At 64.4% G+C, this 25,007-nt stretch carries 22 protein-coding genes; 8 read left to right on the top strand and 14 right to left on the bottom strand.

Translation table 11 applies throughout. From position 1 onward, the window contains the following. Positions 1 to 45 precede the first annotated feature (45 nt). The 9 genes from hflX to dusB form a co-directional block, all read right to left on the bottom strand. Positions 46 to 1,353 (bottom strand): GTPase HflX, encoded by a 1,308-nt coding sequence (hflX, locus tag M511_RS04740; protein ID WP_085501492.1) that lies wholly within the window; start codon positions 1,351 to 1,353, stop codon positions 46 to 48. Then, the gene (gene hfq / locus M511_RS04745; protein WP_010394165.1) at positions 1,354 to 1,587 is read right to left on the bottom strand and encodes an RNA chaperone Hfq; all 234 of its coding nucleotides are present in this window, start codon (positions 1,585 to 1,587) and stop codon (positions 1,354 to 1,356) included. It abuts the gene before it with no gap. Between the two features lie 76 nt (positions 1,588 to 1,663). Then, entirely contained in the window at positions 1,664 to 3,286 is a 1,623-nt protein-coding gene (locus M511_RS04750) for a potassium transporter TrkG (protein WP_085501493.1), read from the bottom strand. A 9-nt stretch (positions 3,287 to 3,295) separates the two neighbouring features. Next, positions 3,296 to 4,672: a Trk system potassium transporter TrkA gene (trkA, locus tag M511_RS04755; protein WP_010394170.1), complete on the bottom strand. Its 1,377-nt coding sequence runs from the start codon at positions 4,670 to 4,672 to the stop codon at positions 3,296 to 3,298. 169 nt (positions 4,673 to 4,841) lie between these two features. Then, positions 4,842 to 6,230 carry a nitrogen assimilation response regulator NtrX gene (gene ntrX / locus M511_RS04760; RefSeq protein WP_010394172.1) on the bottom strand — a complete coding sequence of 463 codons (1,389 nt, stop codon included), beginning with the start codon at positions 6,228 to 6,230 and terminating at the stop codon, positions 4,842 to 4,844. Beyond that, positions 6,227 to 8,485 carry a sensor histidine kinase NtrY-like gene (locus M511_RS04765; protein ID WP_085501494.1) on the bottom strand — a complete coding sequence of 753 codons (2,259 nt, stop codon included), beginning with the start codon at positions 8,483 to 8,485 and terminating at the stop codon, positions 6,227 to 6,229. Before M511_RS04765 ends, ntrX begins: the two co-directional genes overlap by 4 nt. Positions 8,486 to 8,569: 84 nt before the next feature. Beyond that, positions 8,570 to 10,036, bottom strand: a complete 1,467-nt coding sequence (locus M511_RS04770) for a response regulator (protein WP_085501495.1) — start codon at positions 10,034 to 10,036, stop codon at positions 8,570 to 8,572. A 9-nt stretch (positions 10,037 to 10,045) separates the two neighbouring features. After that, complete coding sequence (locus M511_RS04775; protein WP_010394179.1) at positions 10,046 to 11,203, bottom strand: two-component system sensor histidine kinase NtrB; 1,158 nt, start codon at positions 11,201 to 11,203, stop codon at positions 10,046 to 10,048. After that, positions 11,200 to 12,249: a tRNA dihydrouridine synthase DusB gene (gene dusB, locus M511_RS04780; protein ID WP_085501496.1), complete on the bottom strand. Its 1,050-nt coding sequence runs from the start codon at positions 12,247 to 12,249 to the stop codon at positions 11,200 to 11,202. Before dusB ends, M511_RS04775 begins: the two co-directional genes overlap by 4 nt. A 229-nt stretch (positions 12,250 to 12,478) precedes the next feature. Here dusB and M511_RS04785 point away from each other — a divergent pair, with 229 nt between their 5' ends. The 4 genes from M511_RS04785 to M511_RS04800 all read left to right on the top strand — a co-directional run bounded on the left by M511_RS04785 (position 12,479) and on the right by M511_RS04800 (position 17,838). Next, on the top strand, positions 12,479 to 13,861 hold the full coding sequence (locus M511_RS04785; RefSeq protein WP_085501497.1) for an L-serine ammonia-lyase: 1,383 nt from the start codon (positions 12,479 to 12,481) through the stop codon (positions 13,859 to 13,861). A gap of 126 nt (positions 13,862 to 13,987) precedes the next feature. Further along, on the top strand, positions 13,988 to 14,881 hold the full coding sequence (locus tag M511_RS04790; protein WP_138918289.1) for a hypothetical protein: 894 nt from the start codon (positions 13,988 to 13,990) through the stop codon (positions 14,879 to 14,881). A gap of 93 nt (positions 14,882 to 14,974) precedes the next feature. Beyond that, entirely contained in the window at positions 14,975 to 17,176 is a 2,202-nt protein-coding gene (locus M511_RS04795) for a YjbH domain-containing protein (protein ID WP_085501498.1), read from the top strand. Then, positions 17,173 to 17,838 carry a YjbF family lipoprotein gene (locus M511_RS04800; protein ID WP_085501499.1) on the top strand — a complete coding sequence of 222 codons (666 nt, stop codon included), beginning with the start codon at positions 17,173 to 17,175 and terminating at the stop codon, positions 17,836 to 17,838. The genes M511_RS04795 and M511_RS04800 overlap by 4 nt, the downstream gene beginning before the upstream one ends. Positions 17,839 to 18,026: 188 nt before the next feature. Here M511_RS04800 and M511_RS04805 read toward each other — a convergent pair whose 3' ends face one another. The 4 genes from M511_RS04805 to M511_RS04820 form a co-directional block, all read right to left on the bottom strand. Next, positions 18,027 to 18,230 carry a hypothetical protein gene (locus M511_RS04805; protein ID WP_029371618.1) on the bottom strand — a complete coding sequence of 68 codons (204 nt, stop codon included), beginning with the start codon at positions 18,228 to 18,230 and terminating at the stop codon, positions 18,027 to 18,029. A gap of 214 nt (positions 18,231 to 18,444) precedes the next feature. Next, the gene (locus M511_RS04810; protein WP_085501500.1) at positions 18,445 to 19,227 is read right to left on the bottom strand and encodes a metal ABC transporter permease; all 783 of its coding nucleotides are present in this window, start codon (positions 19,225 to 19,227) and stop codon (positions 18,445 to 18,447) included. 6 nt (positions 19,228 to 19,233) lie between these two features. Continuing rightward, complete coding sequence (locus M511_RS04815; RefSeq protein ID WP_085501501.1) at positions 19,234 to 20,001, bottom strand: metal ABC transporter ATP-binding protein; 768 nt, start codon at positions 19,999 to 20,001, stop codon at positions 19,234 to 19,236. Then, on the bottom strand, positions 19,998 to 20,501 hold the full coding sequence (locus tag M511_RS04820; protein WP_010394201.1) for a Fur family transcriptional regulator: 504 nt from the start codon (positions 20,499 to 20,501) through the stop codon (positions 19,998 to 20,000). Before M511_RS04820 ends, M511_RS04815 begins: the two co-directional genes overlap by 4 nt. An 80-nt stretch (positions 20,502 to 20,581) precedes the next feature. Here M511_RS04820 and M511_RS04825 point away from each other — a divergent pair, with 80 nt between their 5' ends. Then, positions 20,582 to 21,526 carry a zinc ABC transporter substrate-binding protein gene (locus M511_RS04825; protein ID WP_085501502.1) on the top strand — a complete coding sequence of 315 codons (945 nt, stop codon included), beginning with the start codon at positions 20,582 to 20,584 and terminating at the stop codon, positions 21,524 to 21,526. Between the two features lie 171 nt (positions 21,527 to 21,697). Next, entirely contained in the window at positions 21,698 to 21,874 is a 177-nt protein-coding gene (hemP, locus tag M511_RS04830) for a hemin uptake protein HemP (protein WP_010394206.1), read from the top strand. A gap of 21 nt (positions 21,875 to 21,895) precedes the next feature. Here the strand turns inward: hemP and M511_RS04835 are convergent, their stop codons facing one another. Then, positions 21,896 to 23,314 (bottom strand): pseudouridine synthase, encoded by a 1,419-nt coding sequence (locus tag M511_RS04835; RefSeq protein ID WP_085501503.1) that lies wholly within the window; start codon positions 23,312 to 23,314, stop codon positions 21,896 to 21,898. A 108-nt stretch (positions 23,315 to 23,422) separates the two neighbouring features. Here M511_RS04835 and M511_RS04840 point away from each other — a divergent pair, with 108 nt between their 5' ends. Then, a complete protein-coding gene (locus M511_RS04840; RefSeq protein ID WP_085501510.1) occupies positions 23,423 to 23,872 on the top strand; it encodes a nucleoside deaminase in 450 nt (149 codons plus the stop codon). A 94-nt stretch (positions 23,873 to 23,966) separates the two neighbouring features. Continuing rightward, the coding region (locus M511_RS04845; RefSeq protein WP_139824528.1) for an ATP-binding protein at positions 23,967 to 25,007 on the top strand (1,041 nt) is incomplete at its 3' end.

Genomic DNA, 25,007 nt, shown 5'->3' on the forward strand with positions numbered 1-25,007 from the left:
AAGATTCAGCTTTAACATTTGGAAATAACTGCCTGAGAAAGCGGGTTAAAGAGCCTCGAACGCTGCCTTTTGCCGGTCGGTCCAAAGCAGGCGCAGGCGCACACCGTCCTCGGTCATCTCTTCAGAGGTAACCACACCCTGACCATGCAACCAGGCGCGGCGGCGACCGTCAGAGTGGGACAGAAGCCGCTCTGCCTCGCGGCGTGGTTCGTCCAGCGCCTCGGCCAGTTTGGCCTCAATGGCAGACAGCAGCGCGGGGATACCCTCTCCGGACAGGGCCGAGATCGCCTGCACATCCTGCTTGCGTGCATCGGTATTCTGCAAAGCCTGCCGGATGTCGGGCGACAGCGCGTCAATCTTGTTCCAGACCTCGATCAGCGGCACGTCATCCTCAACACCAAGCGAATCGAGGATTTCGCCGACATCGGCTGCCTGTTCCTCGGTCTCGGAATGACTGATGTCGCGAACATGCAGAATCAGGTCAGCCGCCAACACCTCTTCCAGCGTAGCGCGGAAGGCGGCGACCAGCTCATGTGGCAGGTCCGAAATGAAACCCACCGTATCGGACAGAATCACCCTTCGCTCGCCCGGCAGTGTCAGTTGACGCATGGTCGGGTCGAGCGTGGCAAAAAGCTGGTCCCTGGCCACAACCTCGGCCCCGGTCAGGCGATTGAAAAGCGTGGATTTACCGGCGTTTGTGTACCCAACCAGCGCCACGATTGGATAGGGCACCTTGGCGCGGGCCTTGCGATGCAGCTCGCGCGTTTTGACCACGCGCGACAATTGCCGACGCAGGCGGACCACCTGTTCGTCAATGGCGCGACGGTCAGCCTCGATCTGCGTTTCACCCGGCCCGCCGACAAAACCCAATCCGCCGCGTTGACGTTCAAGGTGGGTCCATGCACGGACAAGCCGGGTGCGCTGATAGGCCAGCGCCGCCAGTTCGACCTGCAAGACCCCCTCGCGCGTACGGGCGCGGTCGGCAAAGATTTCAAGAATCAGCCCGGTGCGGTCAAGAATCTTGACCCCCCATTCCTTTTCCAGGTTGCGCTGCTGAACCGGGGTCACCGGTCCGTCAATCAGCACAAGCTCGGCCCCTTCGCCATCGGCTACGGCCTGCAGATGCGCGCCGATCTCTTCGCGCTTCCCCTTGGAAAACAGCATCCCCGGATCAGGTTTGCGCAGCCGCGCCACCTCGGCCCCCGTCACCTCAATGGCGGGCAGCGCATGGGCAAGGGCGACCGCCTCCTCCAGCGCCAGTTCGGGGGCGCGGCGGGTGCGGGCATTGCCCAGATCAGGATGGATGACATAGGCCCGGGTGGGCCGCTCACGGGTTTCCGATGGCTCGGCCAATCAGTCCTCGCCCTCATAGAGGCTGATCGGCTGCCCCGGCATGATGGTCGAGATGGCGTGCTTGTAAACCAGTTGCGATTGTCCATCGCGGCGCAAAAGTACGCAGAAATTGTCAAACCAGGTGATCACGCCCTGAAGTTTGACCCCATTGATGAGAAAGATCGTGACCGGAACCTTGCCCTTGCGCACATGGTTCAGGAAAGCGTCCTGGAGGTTCTGTTTGTCGCCGGCCATTCGGGGCACCTTGTTCTTATCGCTGGTTTTCAAGACTTAGGGGAGCAGGCGGCGGCTTGCAAGCATGTGATCTGCGTTAACGCCGCCAGTAATCAGGCGAGAAGAGCGCAAGGATGGCCAAAGTCTCGACCCGTCCGACGACCATCGCACCGGCCAGCACCGCTTTGGTAAAACCGGGCAGACCAGCCCAGCCTGCCCATGGCGCGCCTGCCATGCCGGCTGATCCCTGAAATGTCGGCGTCAGCGGAATCGCACCGGCAAGCTGTCCGGTATTGGTCAGCGACGCGATGGAAAGAATCGTCGCGCTGTCAAACTCGATGCGCTGCAACGAAATCAGCATGATCGTTACCGCAATCGAACTGGCAAACAGCATGAAGAAAATGAAAGCGAGATAGGCCCCCTCGCGCCGCAGCCGCCGCGCCATCAGCCCGCCGCCCCCGACAGAACTGGGGTGAATGATGCGGTCAAGCTCGCGCTCGCTGTGACGGGCCAGCGCATAGACCCGCAGCAGCTTGACCCCGCCCGCGGCGGTGGCCACGCCTCCGCCCATCATCGCAAGGCCCGCCAGCATCAACCCCGGAGAGCTGAGACCTGACCAGCTGCGCGCGCCCTCCCACTCGACCGAGTTCCAGCCGGTGGTGGTCAGATAGCTGAGACCATTGAACACCCCGCCCCAGGCCGCCGAAATCGCACTATCGAGCGTATCGACGATTCCCTTCGCGCCGGTCGGCGAGACGCCGACAGCCCCGGCGAAATGGCGCACGAACAGCGCAAGCGACACCAAAAGCACCACACCTGCCGCCATGCGCAATTCGGGGTCGTCGTTCCAGCTTTCACTGGCCTTAAGCTCTCCTCCGCCGGGCCAGAACCGCCGCGACAGCGCCGGAATCAGGAAAAGAAAGATCACGACCTCGCCGGTGATACCGCTGCCCTGTCCAGCAGGACCCGAGACCGGGCTGATGCCGCTGGTCGACAGCGTCCCCATCGCCCGGGTCAGCGCCACCAGCCCCGGCTCACCCAGCATCAGAAGCAGCATCCACATCAGCAGCGTCAGCCCAGCATAGACCGGCAGCACTGCCCGCCCCGCCCGCATCGCCCGCTGCACCGGATCGTAAAGTTCGGTCTGATAGGCTGGATGCGACAACGGCGTAAGAATCAGCGGCTCATTGCCCGAACGCGGCAGATGTTCGAACCGTTCGCTGCGCCCGTAGGGAGAGGTCATGATCTCAAACCCGCCGACCCGCAGGGGGGCAAGCAGCGCAATCGCCGCGACCAGCATGAACAGCCCACCCAGCCAGCCAACCAATGACCGCCACAGATGCAGCGGCGCCGGCAGCAGGTCGGGCGCGTAAAGCGAAGCGCCCGTCGTGGTAATGCAGGAGACCATCTCCCACCAGGCGTTGAAAAAGCCGGTGTCGGGCAATGACAGGGCAAAGGGCACAGCCAGCATCGCGGGCAGGCCCGCCATCGTCCCCAGCATGACCAAAAGCACGCTGCTGGCGCGTGTCCCCTGGGCACGATCAGCGGTTGCCAGCCCCAGCATGGCAGCCAACAACAGAAACAGCCCCGCCGCGCCAAGGAAGATCGAGCCGATCTTGTGCTGGTCCAGCGCATGGGCGTAAAGTCCGGGCAGGACCATGGCCAGCGCCCCGATACCCCCCAGGATCACGATCAGCGGCAGGCGCAGCAGCAGTGTCATCGCCCCGCCTCAGAAATAATCAATCGAGACCTGCAACAGGCGCTCGACTTCGGGAATGTCAGAGGCAAGGGCAAAGATCACCACGATATCGCCCTCTTCGATGCGCAGATCCCCGGTCGGCTTGATCACGCGCTCACCCTTGCGGACAGCGCCAAGCAGCGCGCCGCCGGGAAAGTCGATATCGCGCAGGGCCCGCCCGGCGATGGGCGAGGTCGAAAGTACCTGAGCTTCAATCACCTCGGCCTCGGCATCGCCGATCGAGTAGATATCGCGCACCCGTCCGTGCCGCACATGGCGCAGAATGGTCGAAACCGTGCTGGCCCGCGGGTTGATGAAGGCGTCGATGTCCAGAGGCTCCATCAGCGGCATCAGCGTCGGGTCGTTGACAAGCGAGATCGCCAGCTTTGCCCCCGCCTGCTTGGCACGCACCGCGGCAAGGATGTTGGTCTTGTCGTCATCCGTGATGGCAAGAACCGCATCGGCACGTGGTACCGCCGCCTCTTCCAGCAGTTCGGCCGACAGCCCGTCGCCGTTCAGAACGATGGTACGGTTCAGCGCGTCCGCCGCATCCTCGGCCCGGGCGCGGCTGCGCTCGATCAGCTTGACACGGATACGTTCGGGCCGCGCCTCCAGCGCCTGGGCCACGGCAAGGCCCACGTTGCCCGCCCCGATGATGACCACGCTTTCCTGTTTAGCCATCGGCTTGCCAAAGATTTCCAGCGTACGCGGCACATCGACGGCATGGGTAAAGACATATACCTGATCGCCCTCGAACAGCTGATCGCCCGGCTCGGGGGCAAACAGCTTGCCGCCCCGCCGTACCCCGGCCACGATGTCGCTAAGGCTGGTGAACATGTCGTTCAACTGGCGCAGAGGCGTGTTCAGCACCGGACTGTCCGCCTCCAGCAAAATGCCAAGCAGGTGCAGCTGCCCGTCCAGAAAGGTCTCGGCATCAAAGGTCGAAGGGGCGGAAAGGCGCTGGATCGCCGCCCGCGCCACCTCGCGCTCGGGGCTGATCACCACGTCGATCGGCAGGTGATCGGTGCGGTAGAGATCCGAGTAAATCGCGTCGAGATAGGCCGAGCTGCGCAGCCGCGCGATCTTGCGCGGCACCTGAAAGACGGAATGCGCGACCTGACAGGTGACCATGTTCACCTCGTCCGAATGGGTCGCGGCAATGATCAGATCGGCATCGCGCGCACCGGCGCGGTCCAGCACATCGGGATGGCTGGCAAAGCCTGTCACACCCTGCACATCCAGCGCATCGGTGGCGCGCCGGATCAGTTCGGCATTGGTGTCGATGACAGTGACATCGTTCCGCTCGCCCGAAAGGTGGCGGGCGATATGCCAACCGACCTGACCTGCCCCGCAGATGATGATCTTCATACCGGCTCCAATTCAACCCTTGGTAAGGCGCGATCCTAACGCGCCGGAATGGTAACGGATACAGGGAAACGCCCCGCAGAGCCACGGCATCCGACAGACATGGCTAATCGCGCGGCAGCCGGGCCACAAGCCCGCGCCGCAACGCGCCCAGGCGATCACCTCGGGGGTGTTACTTGCCGACCAGCTCTTCTTCGACGCGCACGCCACCGACAACGCCCAGCGACTTGAGCTTGCGATGCAGGGCCGAACGCTCCATGCCCACAAACTGCGCCGTCCGGCTGATATTGCCGCCAAAACGGTTGATCTGGGCCAGCAGATACTCCCGCTCGAACAGCTCGCGTGCTTCGCGCAGGGCAAGGCTGGTGATCTGCGGCCCCAGAGCCAGCACCTCGGCGCCGCTTGCGCTGCCGGTCTGGCCTTCCAGCTCGGACGGCTGGATTGGCCCGGTGCCGTCGCCAAGGATCAGCACCCGCTCGATCACATTGCGCAGCTGGCGAATGTTGCCCGGCCAGTTCATTGCCTGCAAAGCGGCGGCGGTCTCTTCGGGCAGTTCGCGCTGGGGCAGACCCTGACTGGCGTGGAACTGCTCGATGAACGACTCGGCCAGCAGCGGGATATCATCGCGCCGCTCGGCTAGCGATGGAACCGCAACCGGCACGACGTTCAGCCGGTCATAAAGCTCTTGCCGGAACCGGCCGGCAGCGATTTCGGCCGCAAGGTCGCGGTTGGTCGACGAGATCACCCGCAGATCCACCCGCACCTTGTCCGTACCGCCGGCACGCTGAAACTGCTGCTCGGTCAGCACGCGCAGGATCTTGGGTTGGGTGCCAAGGGGCATATCCGCCACCTCGTCGAAATAGATCACCCCGCCATGGGCCTGTTCCAGAAGCCCCGGTTCGATCCCCCGTTCGGGGGTTTCGCGGCCAAAGAGCACTTCTTCCATATGCTCGGGCTCAATGGTGGCGCAGGGCACGGTGATAAAAGGCTCACGCGCCCGCGGGCTTTGGGCGTGAACATAGCGCGCGGCGGTTTCCTTGCCGACGCCCGGCTCACCGGTCAGCATGACCCGGCCGTTCGACTTCGCGACCTTGTCCAACTGTTCGCGCAGCCGCCGGAAGGGGGCAGAGTTGCCCAGCATCTCGGCGCCCCGTGCCTCACCCCGCCGCAGTGTCGCATTCTCGCGGCGCAGGCGCGCCGTCTCCATCGCGCGGCGGATCACCACCAGAAGCTGGTCGATGTTGAAGGGCTTTTCGATAAAGTCATAGGCGCCCTGTTTGATCGCCGCGACCGCGATCTCGATATTGCCATGGCCCGAGATGATGACGACCGGCACGTCAGGGTTGTTGCGCTTGACCTGCTTGAGAATGTCGATCCCGTCCATCTTGCTGTCCTTCAGCCAGATGTCGAGGATCATCAGCGCCGGTTCAGCCGTGTTCAGTTCGGCCACCGCCTGATCAGAATTGGCGGCGAGACGGGTCGAAAAGCCCTCGTCGCGCAGGATATCGGAAATCAGTTCACGGATGTCCCGTTCGTCATCGACAATCAGAATATCGCTCATTTCATTGCTTCCTGCTCGTGTTTCTGGCGGCGCGCGGACAGGCGCACTGGCTGGCGTTCGCGCGGCAATCGTATTTCGGCCATGGCTCCCCGCCCTTCGGGCGCGTCGGTCAGCACAAGGCAGCCGCCGTGCTCTTCGACAATCTTTTTAACGATGGGCAGGCCAAGGCCTGTGCCGCCAGGTTTCATGGTGACATAAGGTTCAAAAAGCCGGGTCCGATCCTCGGGCAGGCCGGGGCCGTTGTCGATGATGCGGATGGTTACGGCATCGGGGGCAGCGGTCATAGTGACCTGAACCTGCGGCTCCCATCCTTCGGGCGGAGAGGCGCGCAATTCATCCAGCGCCTCGCCCGCATTCTTTAACAGGTTGGTAAAGACCTGCCGCATCATCCCGGCATCGGCATCGACAATCACCGGCTCATCAGGAATATCCGAGATCAGCGCGCCTTGCAGCGCATCGCGCTGCATCAGCTCGGTGTCGCGCAACAGCTTGGTGATATCGGTTTCCTTACGGTCGGGTTCCGGCATGCGGGCAAAGCGGCTGAACTCGTCCACGATCCGGCGCAGGTCGTTGGTCTGGCGGATGATGACTTCGGTATATTGCTCCAGCGCCTCGCGCTCATCCCCGGCAATCGGGCCGAACTTGCGCTTCAGCCGCTCGGCCGAAAGCTGAATCGGCGTCAGCGGGTTCTTGATTTCATGCGCGACGCGACGGGCAACATCGCCCCAGGCTGCCATGCGCTGCGCCGAGACAAGATCGGTCACATCATCCAGCGCGACCACGTAACCTTCCAGTCCGCCCGCTGCACCGCGGCGGATCGCCATGCGCACCAGCAGGCTTTCCACCCGCCCCTCACGGGACAGGCGAATCTCGTCCTGCACCGATTCATTGACCGAATGCTCCAGCCGATCAAACAGCGGCGAAAATTCAGGCACCGCTTCGGACAACAGCCGGTCATGCGCTGTTACCGGATCCAGCCCCAGCAACCTCGTGGCCGAGCGGTTGAGAAAGTCGATCTCACCCGCAGCATCCAGCCCGATCACCCCGGCGGTAACCGAAGACAGCACGGAATCAAACAGCCGGCGCTGATCGTCCACCGCGCGATAGCTTTCGACCAGCTCTTCATGCTGCAACTTAAGCTGGCGCGTCATGTGGTTGAAACTTTCGCCAAGGGTCTGGATCTCGTCCCCGGTGTCGGGGGTGGGGATCTGCAGGTCCAGATTGCCCTTACCCACCTGTTCTGAAGCCTCGGCCAGCCGGCCGATGGGGCGCGACAGGCGATCTGCAAACCACAGGCCCAGCCACATAGCTGCCGCCACCAGCAGCAGCGCAAAGCCCAGATAAAGCAGCGAAAATTCAAGCAGGACCCGACCCCGCTCCTGCTCAAGCCGCTGGTAATCGCCGACGGTCTGGCGCGTATCGTCCAGCAGCCCCAGCAGGCTGCCATCAACATCGCGGGTGACATAAAGATAGCGGTCCGGCAGCGGGGTCAGCGGCACAAGGGCACGGAATTCGTTGTTTTGCCAATCCTCGATCAGCACCAGCCCCCGGGTCGCCGCCTCGTCGAACTGGGCAGGGCTCGGCTGTTCGTACCAGAACTGATAGCTGCGGTCGCCGCGCGCACGGATCGTGCCGCGGCCATCGACGATATAAGCCTCGCGCAGGCCGCGCTGGATCTGGCTTTGGTAATCGGTCAGCAACAGGCGCAGGTCGCCTTCCTCAAGCATCGGGTTCTGCCGCGCCGCCTGCGTCAGTGCACCGGCAAGCAGCCGCGCGTCATTGGTCAGGTCGCGGCGATGCTCTTCCTGATAGGCCTCGGCGGCGGCAAGCGAGCTTGAGACCACCTGCTGAACGCGATTCGAAAACCAGCCCTCAAGGCCGATGTTCACCGTCAGGCCGGCGAAAAGCGCGACCAGAACGGTCGGCACCAGCGCGATGGTGGCAAAAACGCCGACCAGCCGCATGTGCAGGCGCGACCCGGCGGCCGATTTGCGCCGCGCCGCCACGATCTGCACCATACGCGCCACAACAAGGCCGATGAGCACGATCAGGTAAAGAAGGTCGGCAAGCAGCACCAGCCGCAACGCCGCCCCGCCCGAGCTGGCATTGTCAAAGGGGCCCATCACCGCAAAGGTCAGACCAGCCAGCACCGGCCCCAGCAGGACAAGCCCAAGCGTCGCCGCATTGCGATACCAGCGCAGACGTCGCAAACGCGCGACTCGTTCCCATGTACCCCTGGACAGCGTTCCCGCCACCTTGCCTGCCCTCACGGTTCCGCCGCCGTGCCGCGGCTGTTCTGTGGCCGTTCAGCGACTCTCGCAAGGCCATCTGTGGCTGTTTTACATCAGTTTGCGCCGCCGTGTCACCTCAATATTCAGGTCGGTCAATTTCTTGCGCAGAGTATTGCGATTGATGCCCAAAAGATCGGCACAGCGCAGCTGATTTCCGCCAGTCGCATCCAAGGCAATCTCAAGCAAAGGCTTTTCGATCTCGCGCAGGATCCGGTCATAAAGGCCGGGCGGCGGCAGTTGATCGCCATGCAGATCAAAGTAGCGCTGCAAGTGCATTTCGACCGATTGGGCCAGCCGCATGTTCGCAGGCTCACCCAGCGGAACGGCAGCGGCGGCCGGGGCCGCGACCGGGGCGGGTGCTCCGTTACGGACAGCGGGTGCACCTGCCGGGGCGGGGGGGACGATTGGGCTGGATTCCGCCAATGCGGTATGGGCCTCAGCCTCGGATATCTCGGATCCGGCGGCAGTCAGCGCCAGCCGACGGGTCAGGTTTTCCAGCTCGCGCACGTTGCCGGGAAAGGGATAGGCGCGGATCAGGGCCGTCGCTCCTTCGGACAGGGTGCGATGTGGCAGACCCTGCGCCGCGGCGCGGGCAAGCAGGTGGCGCGCAAGTGGCGGGATGTCATCCACACGGGCTCGCAGCGGCGGCACGGTGATCGTGACCCCGGCAAGGCGGTAATACAGATCCGCCCGCAACCGCGCGGCTGTCACGTCCGCCTGCGGATCAGCGCCGGTGGTCGATACAAGGCGCGGCATGAGGTTGCGGCGCGGTCCGACCTCCCATGCCTCGATCATGCCGATCAGCCGGGCCTGAGCGGCGGTGTCGAACCCGGCCGGATCCTCGATCAACAGCGTACCGCCCTGGGCGCGGTCGGCGGCATTATGGATCGCCTCTTCGGACAGATCGGCCGAGGTCAGCACGACAAACCCCGCCTCGCGCCGGTCCGAAAGGTCATGGAATGAGCGCGCGACCACGGTCTTGCCCACCCCGGCCTCGCCCGCGATCATCACCGGCAGATCGGCGTTCAGAACCCGGGCAACCATGCGGAACAGGTTCTGCATGGCCGGAGCATGACCAATCAGCGGCAGGGCCGGATCGGCAACCGCCTCGGGCACAGGCGCGGCCGAGGGCGCTGGATCGGTTTTGCGCACCCGCCGCGACAGCGCCTGATTGGCCCGCGTCATCAGCTCGGGCAGGTCAAAGGGCTTTGGCAGGTAGTCAAAGGCGGCCGCCTCGGTCGCACGAATGGCGGTGACGATGGTATTCTGGGCCGAGATCACGATCACCGGCAGGTCAGGCCGTGCCTTGTGGATCGCCGGGATCATGTCGATGCCATTGCCATCGGGCATCATCACATCGGTAATGACCAGATCTCCGCGGCCCTCCTCGACCCAGCGCAAAAGTTGCGACAGTGAGCCGGTGGCGTGGACCCGGCAGCCAGCACGGGTCAGGGCCTGGGTCAGGACCGTGCGGATGGTGCGGTCGTCGTCAGCGATCAGAACGGTGCCGTCCATGAAGAAACCTCAGGCTTTGGGCAATGAAATGCGAAAAACGGTGCGACCAGGCCGGGATTCCAGCGCAATCCACGCGCCATGGTCAGTAATGATCTTGGAAACAAGCGCGAGACCCAGCCCGGTGCCGTTCTCTCGCCCCGAAACAAAGGGCTCGAACACCGCGCCGATCAGCGACTCGGGGATGCCGGGACCGTCATCCTCGATCTCGATCTGCAGAGGCAGGCTGCGGCCCTGCGGCTCGGCCTCGGTCGGGGCAAGGCGCAGGGTGCCGTCGTAAAAGCTGCGCAGGCGGATGGTGGTGCCCTGCCCCGCCCTGCCAATCGCCTCGGCGGCATTCTTGACGAGGTTCAGGCAGACTTGCACCAGTTGATCGGAATCGACCAGCGCCGGCGGCAATGAGGGGTCGTAATCGGGTACGATCCGCAGCCCCCTGCCAAAGCCGACAGCAGCCGAGCGGCGCACACGTTCAAGCACGTCATGGATATTCACCGCCGCCAGACGGGGGGCCGAGGTGTCGCCAAACCGCTCGACCTGATCCAGCAGTTCGACGATGCGGCGCGATTCCGCGACGATCAGATCGGCAAGGTCGCGATCCTCGGCCTCAAGGTTCATGCCGATGAGCTGCGCCGCGCCGCGAATACCTGCCAGCGGGTTCTTGATCTCATGGGCCAGCATCTCGGCCATGCCGATGGCCGAGCGGGCGGCAGACCGCGCCGCCTGCCCCTGCCCCAGCCGGCCACCCCCGTCGCTGGGGGCAAGCAGGATGACGGTTCCCCCTTCGGGGCTGGGGGCCTGCCCGGCGTGAACGGTGGCGACACGATCGGAATGCCCGCCCGAGCGGTCGCCGATCTCAAAGCGCACACCGGCGTGGTTCAGCGCCTCATGCCCTTCGCGCATTCGCTCAAGGATCGAGCCAAGCGAGGGCACGATGCGCAATCGTTTGAGCATCTCGGGCCCTTCCAGCGCATGGCCCAGGGATGAGCGGCACGAGATGTTCAGAAAGGCCTCGGCCAGGTCGTTCATCGCCGCGATCCGGCCCTGCGCATCCAGAATGATCGCTGGCAGGGGAAGCGCCGACCAGTTCGGCCCTACCTCTGCCGGAATGAAGCCGCCTGCGGTTTCCACCTCAAGGTCGGGCAGCATTTCGGACCGGACGCGGCTGGTCATGAGGGCACCTCGGTCGCCTGAGCGTTGGCATGGACCGCATCAACCAGCGCCGCATCGGCATCGCCGAACCCGGCGCGGATTGCGGACATCGCCGCCTCGGGGGTCGGGGCGCGCAAAAGCTCGGCGCGGTTCGGGGCACCGTTCGCCTCGGCATACCAGCCCAGATGTTTGCGCGCGACGCGCAAGCCCAGCTCACGACCATAAAGCGACAGGATGTCATCGTAATGCTCGGCCACCGCCCCGGCCAGGGCAGCGCCTTTGGGAATGACCGGGGCGGGCGTACCCCACAGCTCATGCGCGATCTGCGCCAGCCGCCAGGGCGCCCCTTGTGCGCCACGACCGACCATGACCGCATTGGCCCCCGATTGACGCAACGCCGCGCGGGCACTGGCCGCATCGACCACATCGCCATTGGCGACCAACGGCGGGCGATCGGGCAGGTTCGCCACGGCCCGGATCGCCGCCCAGTCGGCACTGCCGGTATAAAACTGCGCCCGGGTGCGGCCATGGACTGTCAGCATCCGGACCCCGGCCCCGCTGGCGCGGCGCGCCAGTTCCGGCGCGTTCAAACAGTCGCCATCCCAGCCCAGCCGCATCTTTAGCGTCACCGGCAGATCGGGCACGGCCGAGATCACCGCCTCGATCAGTCCCAGCGCATGATCAAGGTCGCGCATCAGCGCAGCACCCGACAGCCCGCCCGTGACCTTTTTCGCCGGGCAGCCCATGTTGATATCAATAATGCGTGCGCCCATGCCCGCGACTATGCGCGCCGTTTCGGCCATAGCGCCCGCCTCGCGCCCGGCAATCTGGACACTGACGGGCAACGCCCCCTCGGTCAGGGCCCTGGCGCGTACCGCCGCGCGGGTCGAGGGGCGCGGGGTCACCATCTCGGTCGAGGCGACCATTTCGCTGACCATCAGCCCCGCCCCGCCATGACGCGCCACCGCGCGACGAAAGGGCAGATCGGTGATGCCGGCCATCGGCGCAAGAAAGACCGGAGGGCCAAGCCGCACAGAGCCAAGGGTGATGGGTTCGGGCAATGTCATGGGAAAACTCGTATGCCACACTGCGGGAATGCGAAAGAATGCGGCGTCTGCCTGATTGGCAGGCGATGCCGCGAATAGGGATTTTGCCTGTTTTTGGTGCTTGATGCCTAAATACAGGGCAGAGCCGGTTTCGTCAAATGTCGCGGAGCTTCAGGCCCGCTGTCGCAACGGCTCTGGCTTCCTGGGGGCAAGGGCGGCTAGGCTTGCCCTGCCAGCCAGGGAGTGCGCGATGTTTCTTTCCGTCTTCGACATATTCAAGATCGGAGTCGGCCCTTCCTCCTCTCACACCATGGGACCCATGGTGGCGGGGGGCCGTTTTCTTGACGCTCTGCGCCAGCAGCCCTTTCGCGCCCATGGGCTGCGCGCCAGTCTGCATGGCAGCCTGGCGTTCACCGGGAAAGGCCATGCCACCGACCGCGCCACCATCCTTGGCCTTGCCGGTTTCCTGCCCGAAACCATGGATGCCGAGGCAGCCGAGGACACGCTGGCCCGCAACCGCGAAACAAGGGTGCTGTCGCCTGCGGGATTGGGCGATCTGGTCTTTGACCCGGTGCACGACCTGATCTTTGACTATGACCGTCCGCTGCCCGGCCACGCCAATGGCATGATCCTGATGGCAACCGACGCGCAGGGCGACGTGATCTTTCAAGAGATCTATTATTCGATCGGCGGCGGTTTCGTGATGACCGAGGCCGAACTGGCCGCGCGTGGCGACGATACCCGGACCGATGCCGCCCCCAAGGTGCCCTATCCCTTTGCCTCGGCCGCCGAGATGCTGGAGATGGCGCAAAAATCGGGCAAATCCATCGCCCGGATGAAGCGCGAGAATGAGCGCGTCTATCGCACGGATGCTGAAATTTCGGCCGGACTTAACCGAATCTGGCAAGTGATGCGGGACTGTATGGACCGCGGCCTTGCAACCCGCGGCATCCTGCCCGGAGGGTTGTCGATCCGCCGCCGCGCCGCCGCCATCCATGAGGCGCTGAAGGCCGAGGCGGGCATGAACCTGACCGCGCCCCATGTCATCAATGACTGGATGTCGATGTATGCCATGGCCGTGAACGAAGAAAACGCGGCCGGCGGTCAGGTTGTCACCGCGCCGACCAATGGCGCGGCGGGCGTGGTACCGGCGGTAATCCGCTACTGGCTCGACCATGTCCCGGGAGCCTCGGAGCGGCAGCTGGACGATTTTCTGCTGACCGCCGCAGCGATTGGCGGGCTTATCAAGCATAATGCATCGATCTCGGGGGCGGAATGCGGCTGTCAGGCCGAGGTCGGCTCGGCCAGCGCCATGGCGGCGGCAGGGATCTGTGCGGTCATAGGCGGCACCCCCGAACAGGTCGAGAACGCGGCCGAAATCGCGCTTGAGCACCACCTGGGCATGACCTGCGACCCGGTCAAAGGTCTGGTGCAGGTGCCGTGTATCGAGCGTAACGGGCTTGGCGCGATCAAAGCCGTTTCGGCGGCCAGTCTGGCCCTGCGCGGCGATGGCCAGCATTTCGTTCCGCTGGACGCCGCCATCGAGACCATGCGCCAGACCGGTCGCGACATGAGCGACAAGTATAAGGAAACTTCGCTCGGCGGGCTTGCGGTCAACGTCCCGAACTGCTGACTGCGTGCAAATTATCGCGCACCGGCGGTCCTGACCCCTTGCAGGCCCTGTCTGTGCTTGCTCAAGCCCTGCCCTTCCTGTAGCCAATCGGCATAAGCAATACCCATGGGAACCGGGACAGAGCAGATGAAATTCCGTTCGGCATGCGCCGTGCTTGCGATGACAGTGGCCCTTGCCGCCTGCGGCGAGTTGCCCTTCCAGAAATCGGCCGAGCCCGAGGCGGCCCCCGGCCATTCCGGCCCGCCCGCCGTCTCGCCGCTGGAACAGCCGATCGAGACCGGGGGCGAGGCGAAACCTATCGCTACCGCCGAGGCACGCACCCTCAACACCGCGATCTTCCGCGCCGCTGGCGCAGGCTGGGCGGTGACCGCCAACGACAAGACCGCCGTCTATGAACGGTCGGGCGCGAAATCCGTCGGCGTTACCGTGCGCCGCATGGTCTATGGCCGCGGGGTCGAATTCATCGGAACGATGAACGGTTCGGTCTTTGCGCTGAATATTCAGGCGGCCGAATGTGAGGTCGGCGATCAGAAATCGCCCTTTACTGCGCGGTTGCGCGTCGGCAGCCAGCGCCTGACCGGCTGTGCGGCCCCGACCGACACCATGCCCAAGGCTCAGGTTCGCGCATCGTCCGCCGCGCCAAAGCCGAAAGCTCAGCCTAAACCTGCCGCTCCGGCGACGAAACCGGCCGCCCCCGCCAGCGACACGACGGCACCCGCCGCGGAAAACGCGACCGGGACCAGCAAGCCGGAAACCTCGACCGACAACAGCCCGGCGACGACCCCGGCAACCACGACGCCCGCAACCACGACCCCGGCAACGACTGCGCCTGAGACCACGGCCCCCGCCACCGGCTCGACCAGCACCGCACCGGCCAGCACCACTCCGGAAAGCGCGGCGCCCACGACCGCACCGGCGGCACCGGCCAGCGAACCCGCCCCGGCGGCAAGCGGCAGCCCGGCACCGGCCAGCGGTGTGCCTGCGCCCGAACTGGTCCTGCCGCCCGCCACCAGCGAGTAAGTCACAAAAACCCAGACGCCGCGCGGAAGGGTTCGCGCGGTGTCGGCCCACCCGCCGCCCTTGCTGCGGGCCAAGACCTGAAAGGACCCGCCGATGCGCGCCCATTCGCTTCTTACCCGCCGCCTGCTGGCCTCGACCGTGCCGGTGGCGCTTTTGCTGGGTCTCGGTGCCCAGCCAGCCCATACCGATCCGCTGATCGGCAATGTGCTGAACAGTTACGGCTTGCCGGGCGGGGTCGATACCCCGACCGCCGAGATGCTGCCCGATGGCACGTTGGGCGGGACGGTTTCATATACCGACCGGGCGCGCCGTCATAACGTGGTATTCCAATTGCATCCCCGGCTGACCACCGCCCTGCGCTATTCGCGGGTCGAGGGGATTAATGACCACAACAATCTTGGCCATATCTGGGACCGCTCATTCGACCTGCGCTTCCAGTTCATAGACGAACAGGGCTGGCGCCCCGCAGTCTCGGTCGGGCTGCAGGATTTTCTGGGCACCGGGGTCTATTCGGGCGAATATATCGTCGCGACCAAGACCATCACCCCCAACATTCGCGCCAGCATCGGTATCGGCTGGGGCACGCTGGCAGGCAAGCCCCGGACCATCGACACCGAGGACAACGGCGGCAAACCGAATGTCGACGAGTGGTTCTCGGGCAGCGCCAAACCCTTTGGCTCCATCACCTGGCAAGTCAATGACAAGCTGAGCCTGGTCGCCGAATACTCACATGACCGCTATCTGGCCCGCTATCTGCGCCCCAATGGCACCATTGATGATGTGCGCCAGGGTGACGACGAACCCGACAGCAAATTCAATTTCGGAGCTTATTATACCTTCAACCCCAGCTATCAGGTCGGGCTTTACACACTGGGGGGCGATACTTTCGGGGCTCAGTTCAGCTTTGCGCTGAACCCGCGTAATGCGCCCTTCCCCTCGGGGCTGGAAAAAGGCCCGGCGCCGGTGCGGCCGCGCCCCGCGCCTTCGGCCGATCCCGATGGCTGGTCCGGCGCCTGGTCGGCCGATCCGACCGCGCAACCCGCGATCCAGACCGCACTGGGCAAGGCGCTGAAGGATGAAGGGCAGATCCTTGAATCCATGGCGCTGTCCTCGAACCGCGCCGAGGTGCGCATCCGCAACACCCGCTATATCCAGCAGGCCGAGGCTGTTGGCCGCACAGCGCGGCTGATGACCCGCGCGCTGCCGCCTTCGGTCGAGACGCTGGTCATCACTTCGAATTCCGAAGGTATGGCGACCTCGTCCGTGGTGCTGCGCCGCTCGGATGTCGAGCGGCTTGAGAATACTGAGGCGAGCCGCATCGCCGAGGCGGCACAGCTGGTCGATGCCGAACCGCGCCCCGACGGTCTGGTGACCACGCCGGATCTGTTCCCGCGCTTCCGCTGGAAGCTGGCACCTTATCTTGAGCTGGGGGTTTTCGACCCGCAGGATCCGCTGCGCTATGAACTTGGAGCCGAACTGAAGGCCAGCTACGAGATCATGCCGGGCCTGATCCTGTCGGGTACGGTGCGCCAGCGCGCGCTTGGCACCATGAAGCAACGCGGCCCGGGTATCCCCGGCCAGCGCGGCGAACATTACACGCCCGAAGAATATGTCTCGAACCCGGATTACGAGTATTTCAACGGTGTCCCGCGCGTGCGTTCGGATACCCGGATGTACACAGGCAGCGACAGCCCGACGATCCCCGAGCTGACACTGGCCTGGTATGCTCAGCCGACCCGCGCCGTCTATACCCGCGTGACCGTCGGCCTGCTTGAGCGTGCCTATGGCGGCGTCTCGGGCGAGGTGCTGTGGAAACCGGCGAATTCGCCGCTGGCCTTTGGTGCAGAGGTCAACCGGGTGAGAAAGCGTGATTTCGAGGATGTCTTTGGCTTCCGCGATTATGAGGTCACCACGGGTCATGTCTCGGCCTATTACGAATTCGCAGAAGGGTTCACCGCGCAACTGGATGTCGGCAAGTATCTGGCAGGCGACAAGGGCGCGACCTTTACCCTGACGCGCGAATTCGCCAATGGCTGGCGCGTCGGTGCCTATGCCACCAAGACCGACCTCAGCGATGAGGAATTCGGCGAGGGCTCGTTCGACAAGGGGATCACGATCTCGATCCCGGTGTCCTGGGCAACGGGCACGCCGTCGCGTGATCGCGCCGGAACCACGCTGCGTTCGCTGTCGCGCGATGGCGGGGCCAAGGTTCACGTGAACGGGCGCCTTTACGACAAGGTCCGCGACGCGCAATCGGTCAAACTCTATCAAGGCTGGGGGAGCTTCTGGCGATGATCACGAGCCGCATCCACCACGCAGCGCTGTCCGCGCTGCTGATCGCGGGCCTCGCCGCCTGTGGCAACGACGACACCGGCAATGCCACCAACCCGCTGCTGATCGCCGCCAAGGCGGCCGGAGGCACGGTTGCCCAGATGCGCAACGAGAAGGCCGAACCGGCCGCCCCCAAGCGTACGCCCGAGCAGATGGCCGCCGAGGCGCTGCGCGTCAACCCGGCACCGCTTGTCATGGTTGGCTTTGAGTCGCTTGGCCGCACTCAGGTCATGGCCATGACCGGGCAGAACGGCGCAATGCGGACCTTTATGGCCCCGTCAGAAGAGGCGCTGATTCTGCGCGACGGTATGGTCGTCGGCACCCGCGGTCTTGGCAACGACCTTTCAGTCGCTGAGCCGGGGACCGAGGCGCTGATCCGCGCCGGGCGCCCGGGCTCGGCCAAACGCGTCATGCGCTATTACAGCGGCGACGGGCTGGAACGGCCGCTGAGCTTTGACTGTACCGTCGGGCCGGGTCCAAAAGCGGGTGTTGTCGTCGAAAGCTGCGAAGGCCACGGTACGAGCTTCCAGAACAGCTATATGGCACAGGGCGGGCATCTGCCGGTCTCGCGTCAGTGGCTGGGGCCGAAGCTGGGTTATGTGACCATCCAGACGCTGCGGCCCTGAAGCAAACCACGACAGCATGGAAAACAGCAAGCCGGTCCTCACGCGAGGGCCGGCTTTCTTCTTAGCTGATGAGCTGCGCAGAAAGCCCATGATGAAACGCGGCCAAGGGCCTGTTTGCGCAAAAGAAAAGGGGCCGACCCGAAGGTCAGCCCCTGATCCTGACGGAACCGTAAGGTTCCGCTGTAAGATCAGCTGTCGTCGTCGTCCGAAGCGACGGCGGCGATGACGCCCAGCAGCAGGAGAGCCGGGACGACAAGGCCGGCGTTGCTCGAAGCGGGCTTCTCGTCAACGACGACCGGCTCGACGTCGACAACCGGGGCGACGTAGCCACCAGCGAGAGCGGTCGAGGCCGACAGGCCCAGGGCCAGGGCGAAAGTAGCGAATTTGGTCATGATCATGCTCCGTTCAGTACTTTGACGGCTGCCGTTTCCGGCAACATCGGTGCGACAGTCGCATAAACCCAAGGACTTGGAAAGCGGTCTTGAATGAGAAGCCCCGCTCGACCTGGGCAACTGTTGCATAATAGCCAAACCCGGAAACAGTGGGCAGGATACCGCCAGCCGACCGGCCGAAATTTGCCGGCCCCAGACGGCTGCACGAAACCGGTCATTTCCGCCAAATGCCTAAAGTTGCGACATAAATAAGTGCGGAAATGGCCACGATTGATGGCCCTGCGGGCGTATCGAGCCTGAGACTGGCCCAAAGTCCGCCAAGGACTGCGATCGCGCCGATCAATGTTGCGGAACCGGCCATGCGTTCGGGCGTTGCCGAGAATCCCCGGGCTGCCGCAGCCGGCACAATAAGCATGGCCGAGATCAGCAGCGCGCCAACGATGCGAATCGCGATCGCCACCACCACGGCCAGTGCCAGCGACAGGATCAGCCGTTCACGCGCGGGATCGATTCCTGCTGCCATCGCCAGTTCCTCGTTGACCGAGGCAGTGACCAGCCGCTGCCAGCGCCAGATCAGCAGGCCAAGGACCAGCGCCGACCCGCCCCAGATCCAGACAATGTCGGTCCGGCTGACCGCAAGGATATCGCCGAACAGGAATGCGTCGAGCCCGACCCGCAATGAGGGCACAAAGCTTGCCCCAACCAGACCCAGCGCCAGTGCGCTATGGGCCAGCACCCCCAGAACCGTATCCATGGACTGGCCGCGCCCGGTCAGATGAGCCACCACCAACGCCATGGCGACGGCGACGGCAAGCGTCCCAAGATAGATCGGCGCCGACAGGGCAAAGCTTAGCGCCACGCCTAAAATCGCCGCATGGGCGGTCGAATCGCCGAAATAGGCCATGCGTCTCCAGATCACGAATGAGCCCAGAGGGCCGGTCGCCAGCACCAGACCAAGCCCAGCCAGTGCGGCGCGGGTCAGAAAATCGTCAAGCATGGGACCTCAATGCGGATGGGTGCAGCCCGGGCCATGGTGGTGGTCCCCGGCGATATGATCGTGGTCGTGGTCGTGTTGATGGCGGTAAAGGGCCAGCGTCCCTTGCGATTCGGCACCAAACAGCGCGCGATAGGCCGGGGCGGCGCTGACCGCCTGAGGCGTCCCCTCGCAGCAGACATGGCCATTGAGGCACACCACCCGGTCCGAGGCGCGCATGACCACCAAAAGGTCGTGACTGACCATCAGAACGGCTGCACCAGTTTCGGCCCGGACCTCTTCGATCAGCTTGTAAAAGGCAACGATCCCCGGCTGGTCCAGGCCCTGAGTAGGCTCATCAAGGACAAGCAGCTGCGGGTCGTTCAGCAATGCTCGGGCCAGCAGGACGCGCTGGAACTGCCCACCCGACAAGGCGGTAATCTGGCGCTGCTCAAGCCCCGGCACCCCGGTCCGCGCCAGGGCTGCCGCGGCCAGATCGTCACGGACCCGGTGCGGCAACGACAGAAAGCGGCGCACGGTCATGGGCATCGCGCGTTCGATATGCACGCGCTGGGGAACATAGCCTATCCGCAGTCCCGGCGCGCGCTCGACCCGGCCCGAATCCAGCGCCACATGACCCAGAAGCGCGCGTATCAGCGTCGATTTGCCCGAACCGTTTGGCCCGACCACGGTAACGATCTCGGCCGGGCGGATCAGAAAATCGACATGGCTCAGCACCGGGGACCCCAACCCGCCATGGCTGACCGTCAGATCGATGGCCTCAATAAGCGAGGTCACGCGCCAGCCTCACGGCAACGGTCGCAAAGACCCAAAAGCTCAACCGTCGACCGCTCAATAAGAAAGCCCGAGCTGCCGGCGAGATGCTGAAGGGCAGTGCGCAGCTTTGTCGAATCGGCCTCGGCCACCTGCTCACACCCGCGGCAGATCAGGAAAGCGGGTGAGTGGTTACGCTCGTCCGAGAGGCAAGCGGCGTAGGCGTTCAGCCGCTGGACGCGATGGGCAAGGCCCTGCTCGACCAGAAAATCCAGCGCCCGGTATGCGACAGGGGGCTGTTTGCCAAAGCCTTCGGCCGACAAACGTTCAAGCACCTCATAGGCCCCCATCGCGCGATGCGATTCGAGCAAGATTTCAAGCGCGCGACGGCGCACCGGGGTCAGGCGCACGCCCTCGGCCCGGGCCTGCTCTTCGGCACGCGCCAGCACCGCCGAGGCGCAACGGGCATGATCGTGGTCGTGGAATGGATCTTCCGGCTCGGCCGGGGCAGCAGGATCAGACATGATGTTACATTGTTACATTTTTACTTGACGAGTTACAATATAACATAAATAGATTGGGAGTTTCTGCAAGTGAGTTCGCCATGACCCGACCCTCCCTTTCGTTTTTCAGCCTTGCGTTTGGGGCTTTCGCCCTGCCCGTCCATGCCGAGGTGCCGCGCGTCGTGACCGATGTTCCGGTCGTGGGTGCATTGGTCCAGCAGGTGATGGGCGATCTGGGCCGGCCGGACATCCTGCTGGAAGCCGGCGGTGATCCGCATAGCTATTCGCTGCGCCCCAGTCAGGCGCGCAGTCTGCAAAACGCCGATCTGCTGATCTGGGTCGGCCCCGAACTGACCCCATGGCTCGCCCGCCCCGCCGAAAACCTGGCCGCCGGCAGCCACAGCATGACGCTGCTGGACCTGCCCGCCACCAGGCGCCACGAATACGCCGACGCACATGAGCATGAGCATGAGCATGAGCATGAGCATGAGCATGATGACCACGGACACGACCACGTCCACAGCGGCACTGACCCTCATGCCTGGCTTGACCCGGCCAACGGCCAAGCATGGCTAGAGGCCATTGCCGAGGCGCTGGCAGCACGCGACCCTGACCATGCCGCAGTTTATACCGACAATGCAGCCAAGGCCGCCGCCGAGATATCGGCGCTGGATGCTGAGCTGCGTGCCCTGCTTGCCCCCGCCAAGGGCAAGCGATTCGTGGTCTTTCACGACGCATACGGTTATTTCACCGCCCATTACGGGCTTGAGCCGGCAATTGCGGTCAGCCTTGGCGATGCCTCGACCCCGTCAGCAGGCAGGCTTGAGGCGATCCGCAACGAGATCTCGTCCCAAGGCGCGGTCTGTGCTTTTCCAGAGGCGAATCACGACCCCCGCCTGATTGCCGCCGCGACCGAGGGAACCGAGGTCCGGCAGGGCGAAGCGCTGGACCCCGAAGGCAGCGGCGCGCCAGCTGATCCCAACCTGTATCCTGCCGTTCTGCGCGGGCTGGGCAAGGCGCTGGCGGACTGTCTGAACCAAGGCTAGAATCAGCCGAATCCATAACCATCACAAAAGCCGGGCACCCAACCAGTGCCCGGCTTTTTTAATTACATAACAAATAATTAACAGGATGGAAAATTCCCGACTATTTTCCTTTGACATCTCTTATAAATTTTGTCAGGTTACCCTCACCGCGACAGAAACGAGGAACTGGACATGACCGCGACCCGCCCTGCCGAATTCACGCGTCCCGGCGTGACCGCATTGCAGCGTCTTCCCGAATATGATGCAGAATTGCTGACTGCCGGCGGCAATCAGGCACTGATCGTTCTGGGTGATCAGGTGTACAACCTGCGCATCACCCGGGCCGGCAAACTGATCCTGACGAAATAACCCGATCAAGGGCGGCGCGTGTTACCCGCGCCGCGGACCCTTTCCCTCTGGTCGCGCTCCCTTGCCGGGGGCGCGATTGGTTTTTGCAAACCCCGGTTTTCCCCCCGACTTCGGTCCTGCCTTTGGGCCAGGTTTGCCAAAGGGCTTGCCAGCGCCCTTCCCGCCGTCGCGACCGGTTTTGAGTTCCTTGAAATCACGGGCCGGTTTGGCGTCGCGGGCAGGTTTACCCTGAGCGCGCGGATTCGCACCCCTCTCGCCCTCGGCCGCACGGGGCTTGAAGCCGGATTTGCCACCGGGCGCAGAGCGTTCGCCATCGCGCGGGCCTTTGGCAAAAGGTTTGCGGGCCTCTCCATCACGGGCAGGTTTGCCAAAGGGTTTACGCCCCTCGCCGTCGCGTGCAGCCTGACCAAAGGGCTTGCGACCTTCACCGCGTGGCGCGGATTTGCGGTCATCCCCCTCGGCGCGCTTGCCAAAGGGCTTGCGCCCGGCGTCATCACGGCGGGCGGTAAAGCGACGCTCTCCGTCCTCACGGCGGGTCGGGCGCGATTCGCCATCCTCGCGCTTGCCCATCGGACGGCGCGGCCCGTCAGAACGGGCCCGCCCCTCGCCCGGCTTGCCATCCGCCCTGGCCGCACCCCGATCCCGGAACGAGCGCGGTTTTTCCTCGGTCTCCCCGGTCAAAAGCCCGCCAAGCTGGTCGCGCAGGACCTTGCGCTTGACCTCGCGGACCTCGTTTTCCTCCATCCCCGTCAGCTTGAAGGGGCCATAGCCGATCCGAATCAGCCGGTTCACGATCAGCCCGACATGCGCCATGGCGCGACGAATTTCGCGGTTGCGGCCTTCGCGGATCCCGACGGTCAGCCAGGCGTTCGCACCCTGCTGGCTGTCCAGATTGATCTCCATCGGCGCGAATTCCTCGCCGTCGATGGTCACACCCCGGCGCAGCGGCGCAAAGGTCAGGTCGGTCGGCTGGCCGTTCACCCGCACGCGATAACGGCGCAGCCAGCCGGTGCTGGGCAGTTCCAGCCGACGCTTAAGCTCACCATCGTTGGTCAGCAGCAGCAGCCCTTCTGAATTCAGGTCCAGCCGCCCCACGGTCATCACCCGTGGCATGTCGCGCGGCAGGGCATCAAACACCGTCTGCCGCCCCTTTTCGTCCGAAGCCGAGGTCACCAGCCCAACCGGTTTGTAGTAAAGCCACAGCCGCGTCTCTTGCGGCGCGTCCATGGGCTTGCCATCAACCGTGATCCGGTCTGATGGCAGGACATCCAGCGCAGGGCTGTCGATCTTGCGCCCGTTCACCGACACCCGGCCTTCGACGATCATGCGCTCGGCCTCGCGGCGGCTTGCGACGCCGGCACGGGCCATCACCTTGGCGATACGTTCGCCAGCGGCAGGTTTCGGGGTGTCGTCCGGGGTGGTTTCGGGGGTGTCGGTCATGGCGATCTCCTGCGCATCTCTGCGGTGGCAAAGCGGGCTCTCTACGCCCAATGACTGAAGATGGAAAGCAGTTCTTGCAAGCAATGCAAGCCCGCGCGAAAAGCGCGCATGGTCTTTGCCTCGCATATGCCCGCCGCTCTGGCTGAGGCCCGCGCCGCCGCCCGGCGCGGCGAGGTGCCGGTGGGCGCTGTTCTGGTCGGTGCGGATGGCACGGTTCTGGCCCGTGCCGGCAACCGCACGCGCGAACTAAGCGACCCGACAGCCCATGCCGAAATCCTGGCCATTCGCATCGCTTGCGCGACTGCCGGTTCGGAGCGGCTGCCGGGGGCGCGGCTTTGGGTAACACTGGAACCATGCCCGATGTGCGCTGCCGCCATCTCAGCCGCGCGCATTGAAATCCTCTATTACGGGGCTGATGACCCGCGCATGGGGGGCGTGCGCCACGGCGCGCGCGTCTTTGACCACCCCCAATGTCACCACCGGCCAGAGATCATCGACGGCATTTCCGCAGAAGAATCGCGGCGGCTGTTGCAGGAGTTCTTTCGCAACCGCCGCTAACATGACAAATCCACGTCACGAATCCGTCGCAATGGGTGCTTGCGCTGCACCGCAGCATGAATAGGATGCCTGGCGAGCGAACATGGGGGGACTGATGTTCCGGAAGATTCTTGTAGCGAACCGAGGTGAGATTGCGATCCGCGTGATGCGGGCGGCAAACGAGCTTGGGAAGAAGACGGTCGCGGTCTATGCCGAGGAGGACAAGCTGAGCCTGCACCGCTTCAAGGCGGACGAAGCTTACCGCATCGGCGCGGGGCTGGGGCCGGTGGCGGCCTATCTCAGCATCCCCGAGATCATCCGGGTGGCGAAGGAATCCGGCGCCGATGCCATCCACCCGGGCTATGGGCTGCTTTCGGAAAACCCCGATTTCGTCGATGCCTGCGCCGAGGCGGGGATCGCCTTCATCGGTCCTTCGGCGGATACGATGCGGGCGCTTGGCGACAAGGCCAGCGCACGGCGCGTCGCCATCGGCGCCGGCGTGCCGGTCATTCCGGCCACCGAGGTCTTGGGCGAGGACATGGAGGCGATCAAGACTGAGGCCGCGACCATCGGCTATCCCTTGATGCTGAAAGCCAGCTGGGGCGGCGGCGGACGCGGCATGCGCCCGATCATGGGCGCCGATGAACTGCCCGAAAAGATCCGCGAGGGCCGCCGCGAGGCCGAGGCCGCCTTCGGCAACGGCGAAGGCTACCTGGAAAAGATGATCCTGCGCGCACGCCACGTCGAGGTGCAGCTCTTGGGCGATAGCCATGGTGGCCTTTATCACCTCTATGAGCGCGACTGTACCGTGCAGCGCCGCAACCAGAAGGTCGTCGAGCGCGCGCCCGCCCCCTATCTGACCCCCGGGCAACGCGCCGAGGTCTGCGAGCTGGCGCTGAAAATCGGCCGCGCTGTCGGCTATCAGAACGCCGGCACCGTAGAATTCCTGATGGATATGGATACGGGCCACTTCTACTTCATCGAAGTGAACCCGCGCGTGCAGGTCGAGCATACCGTGACCGAAGAGGTCACCGGCATCGACATCGTGCAGTCCCAGATCCTGATTGCCGAGGGGGCGACCCTGGCCGAGGCAACCGGTGTGACCCGGCAGGAGGACGTGCATCTGAACGGTCACGCCCTGCAATGCCGGGTGACG

This window comes from Paracoccus sp. J56 (assembly GCF_019633685.1).
Lineage (GTDB): Bacteria > Pseudomonadota > Alphaproteobacteria > Rhodobacterales > Rhodobacteraceae > Paracoccus > Paracoccus kondratievae.

Bases quoted from the DNA above. Each gene is read 5' to 3' on its own strand.
- hfq (WP_010394165.1), bottom strand. From the start codon at position 1,587: ATGGCCGGCGACAAACAGAACCTCCAGGACGCTTTCCTGAACCATGTG.
- M511_RS04750 (WP_085501493.1), bottom strand. From the start codon at position 3,286: ATGACACTGCTGCTGCGCCTGCCGCTGATCGTGATCCTGGGGGGTATC.
- trkA (WP_010394170.1), bottom strand. From the start codon at position 4,672: ATGAAGATCATCATCTGCGGGGCAGGTCAGGTCGGTTGGCATATCGCC.
- ntrX (WP_010394172.1), bottom strand. From the start codon at position 6,230: ATGAGCGATATTCTGATTGTCGATGACGAACGGGACATCCGTGAACTG.
- M511_RS04770 (WP_085501495.1), bottom strand. From the start codon at position 10,036: ATGGACGGCACCGTTCTGATCGCTGACGACGACCGCACCATCCGCACG.
- M511_RS04775 (WP_010394179.1), bottom strand. From the start codon at position 11,203: ATGACCAGCCGCGTCCGGTCCGAAATGCTGCCCGACCTTGAGGTGGAA.
- dusB (WP_085501496.1), bottom strand. From the start codon at position 12,249: ATGACATTGCCCGAACCCATCACCCTTGGCTCTGTGCGGCTTGGCCCT.
- M511_RS04785 (WP_085501497.1), top strand. From the start codon at position 12,479: ATGTTTCTTTCCGTCTTCGACATATTCAAGATCGGAGTCGGCCCTTCC.
- M511_RS04790 (WP_138918289.1), top strand. From the start codon at position 13,988: ATGAAATTCCGTTCGGCATGCGCCGTGCTTGCGATGACAGTGGCCCTT.
- M511_RS04795 (WP_085501498.1), top strand. From the start codon at position 14,975: ATGCGCGCCCATTCGCTTCTTACCCGCCGCCTGCTGGCCTCGACCGTG.
- M511_RS04800 (WP_085501499.1), top strand. From the start codon at position 17,173: ATGATCACGAGCCGCATCCACCACGCAGCGCTGTCCGCGCTGCTGATC.
- M511_RS04805 (WP_029371618.1), bottom strand. From the start codon at position 18,230: ATGACCAAATTCGCTACTTTCGCCCTGGCCCTGGGCCTGTCGGCCTCG.
- M511_RS04810 (WP_085501500.1), bottom strand. From the start codon at position 19,227: ATGCTTGACGATTTTCTGACCCGCGCCGCACTGGCTGGGCTTGGTCTG.
- M511_RS04820 (WP_010394201.1), bottom strand. From the start codon at position 20,501: ATGTCTGATCCTGCTGCCCCGGCCGAGCCGGAAGATCCATTCCACGAC.
- M511_RS04825 (WP_085501502.1), top strand. From the start codon at position 20,582: ATGACCCGACCCTCCCTTTCGTTTTTCAGCCTTGCGTTTGGGGCTTTC.
- hemP (WP_010394206.1), top strand. From the start codon at position 21,698: ATGACCGCGACCCGCCCTGCCGAATTCACGCGTCCCGGCGTGACCGCA.
- M511_RS04835 (WP_085501503.1), bottom strand. From the start codon at position 23,314: ATGACCGACACCCCCGAAACCACCCCGGACGACACCCCGAAACCTGCC.
- M511_RS04840 (WP_085501510.1), top strand. From the start codon at position 23,423: ATGGTCTTTGCCTCGCATATGCCCGCCGCTCTGGCTGAGGCCCGCGCC.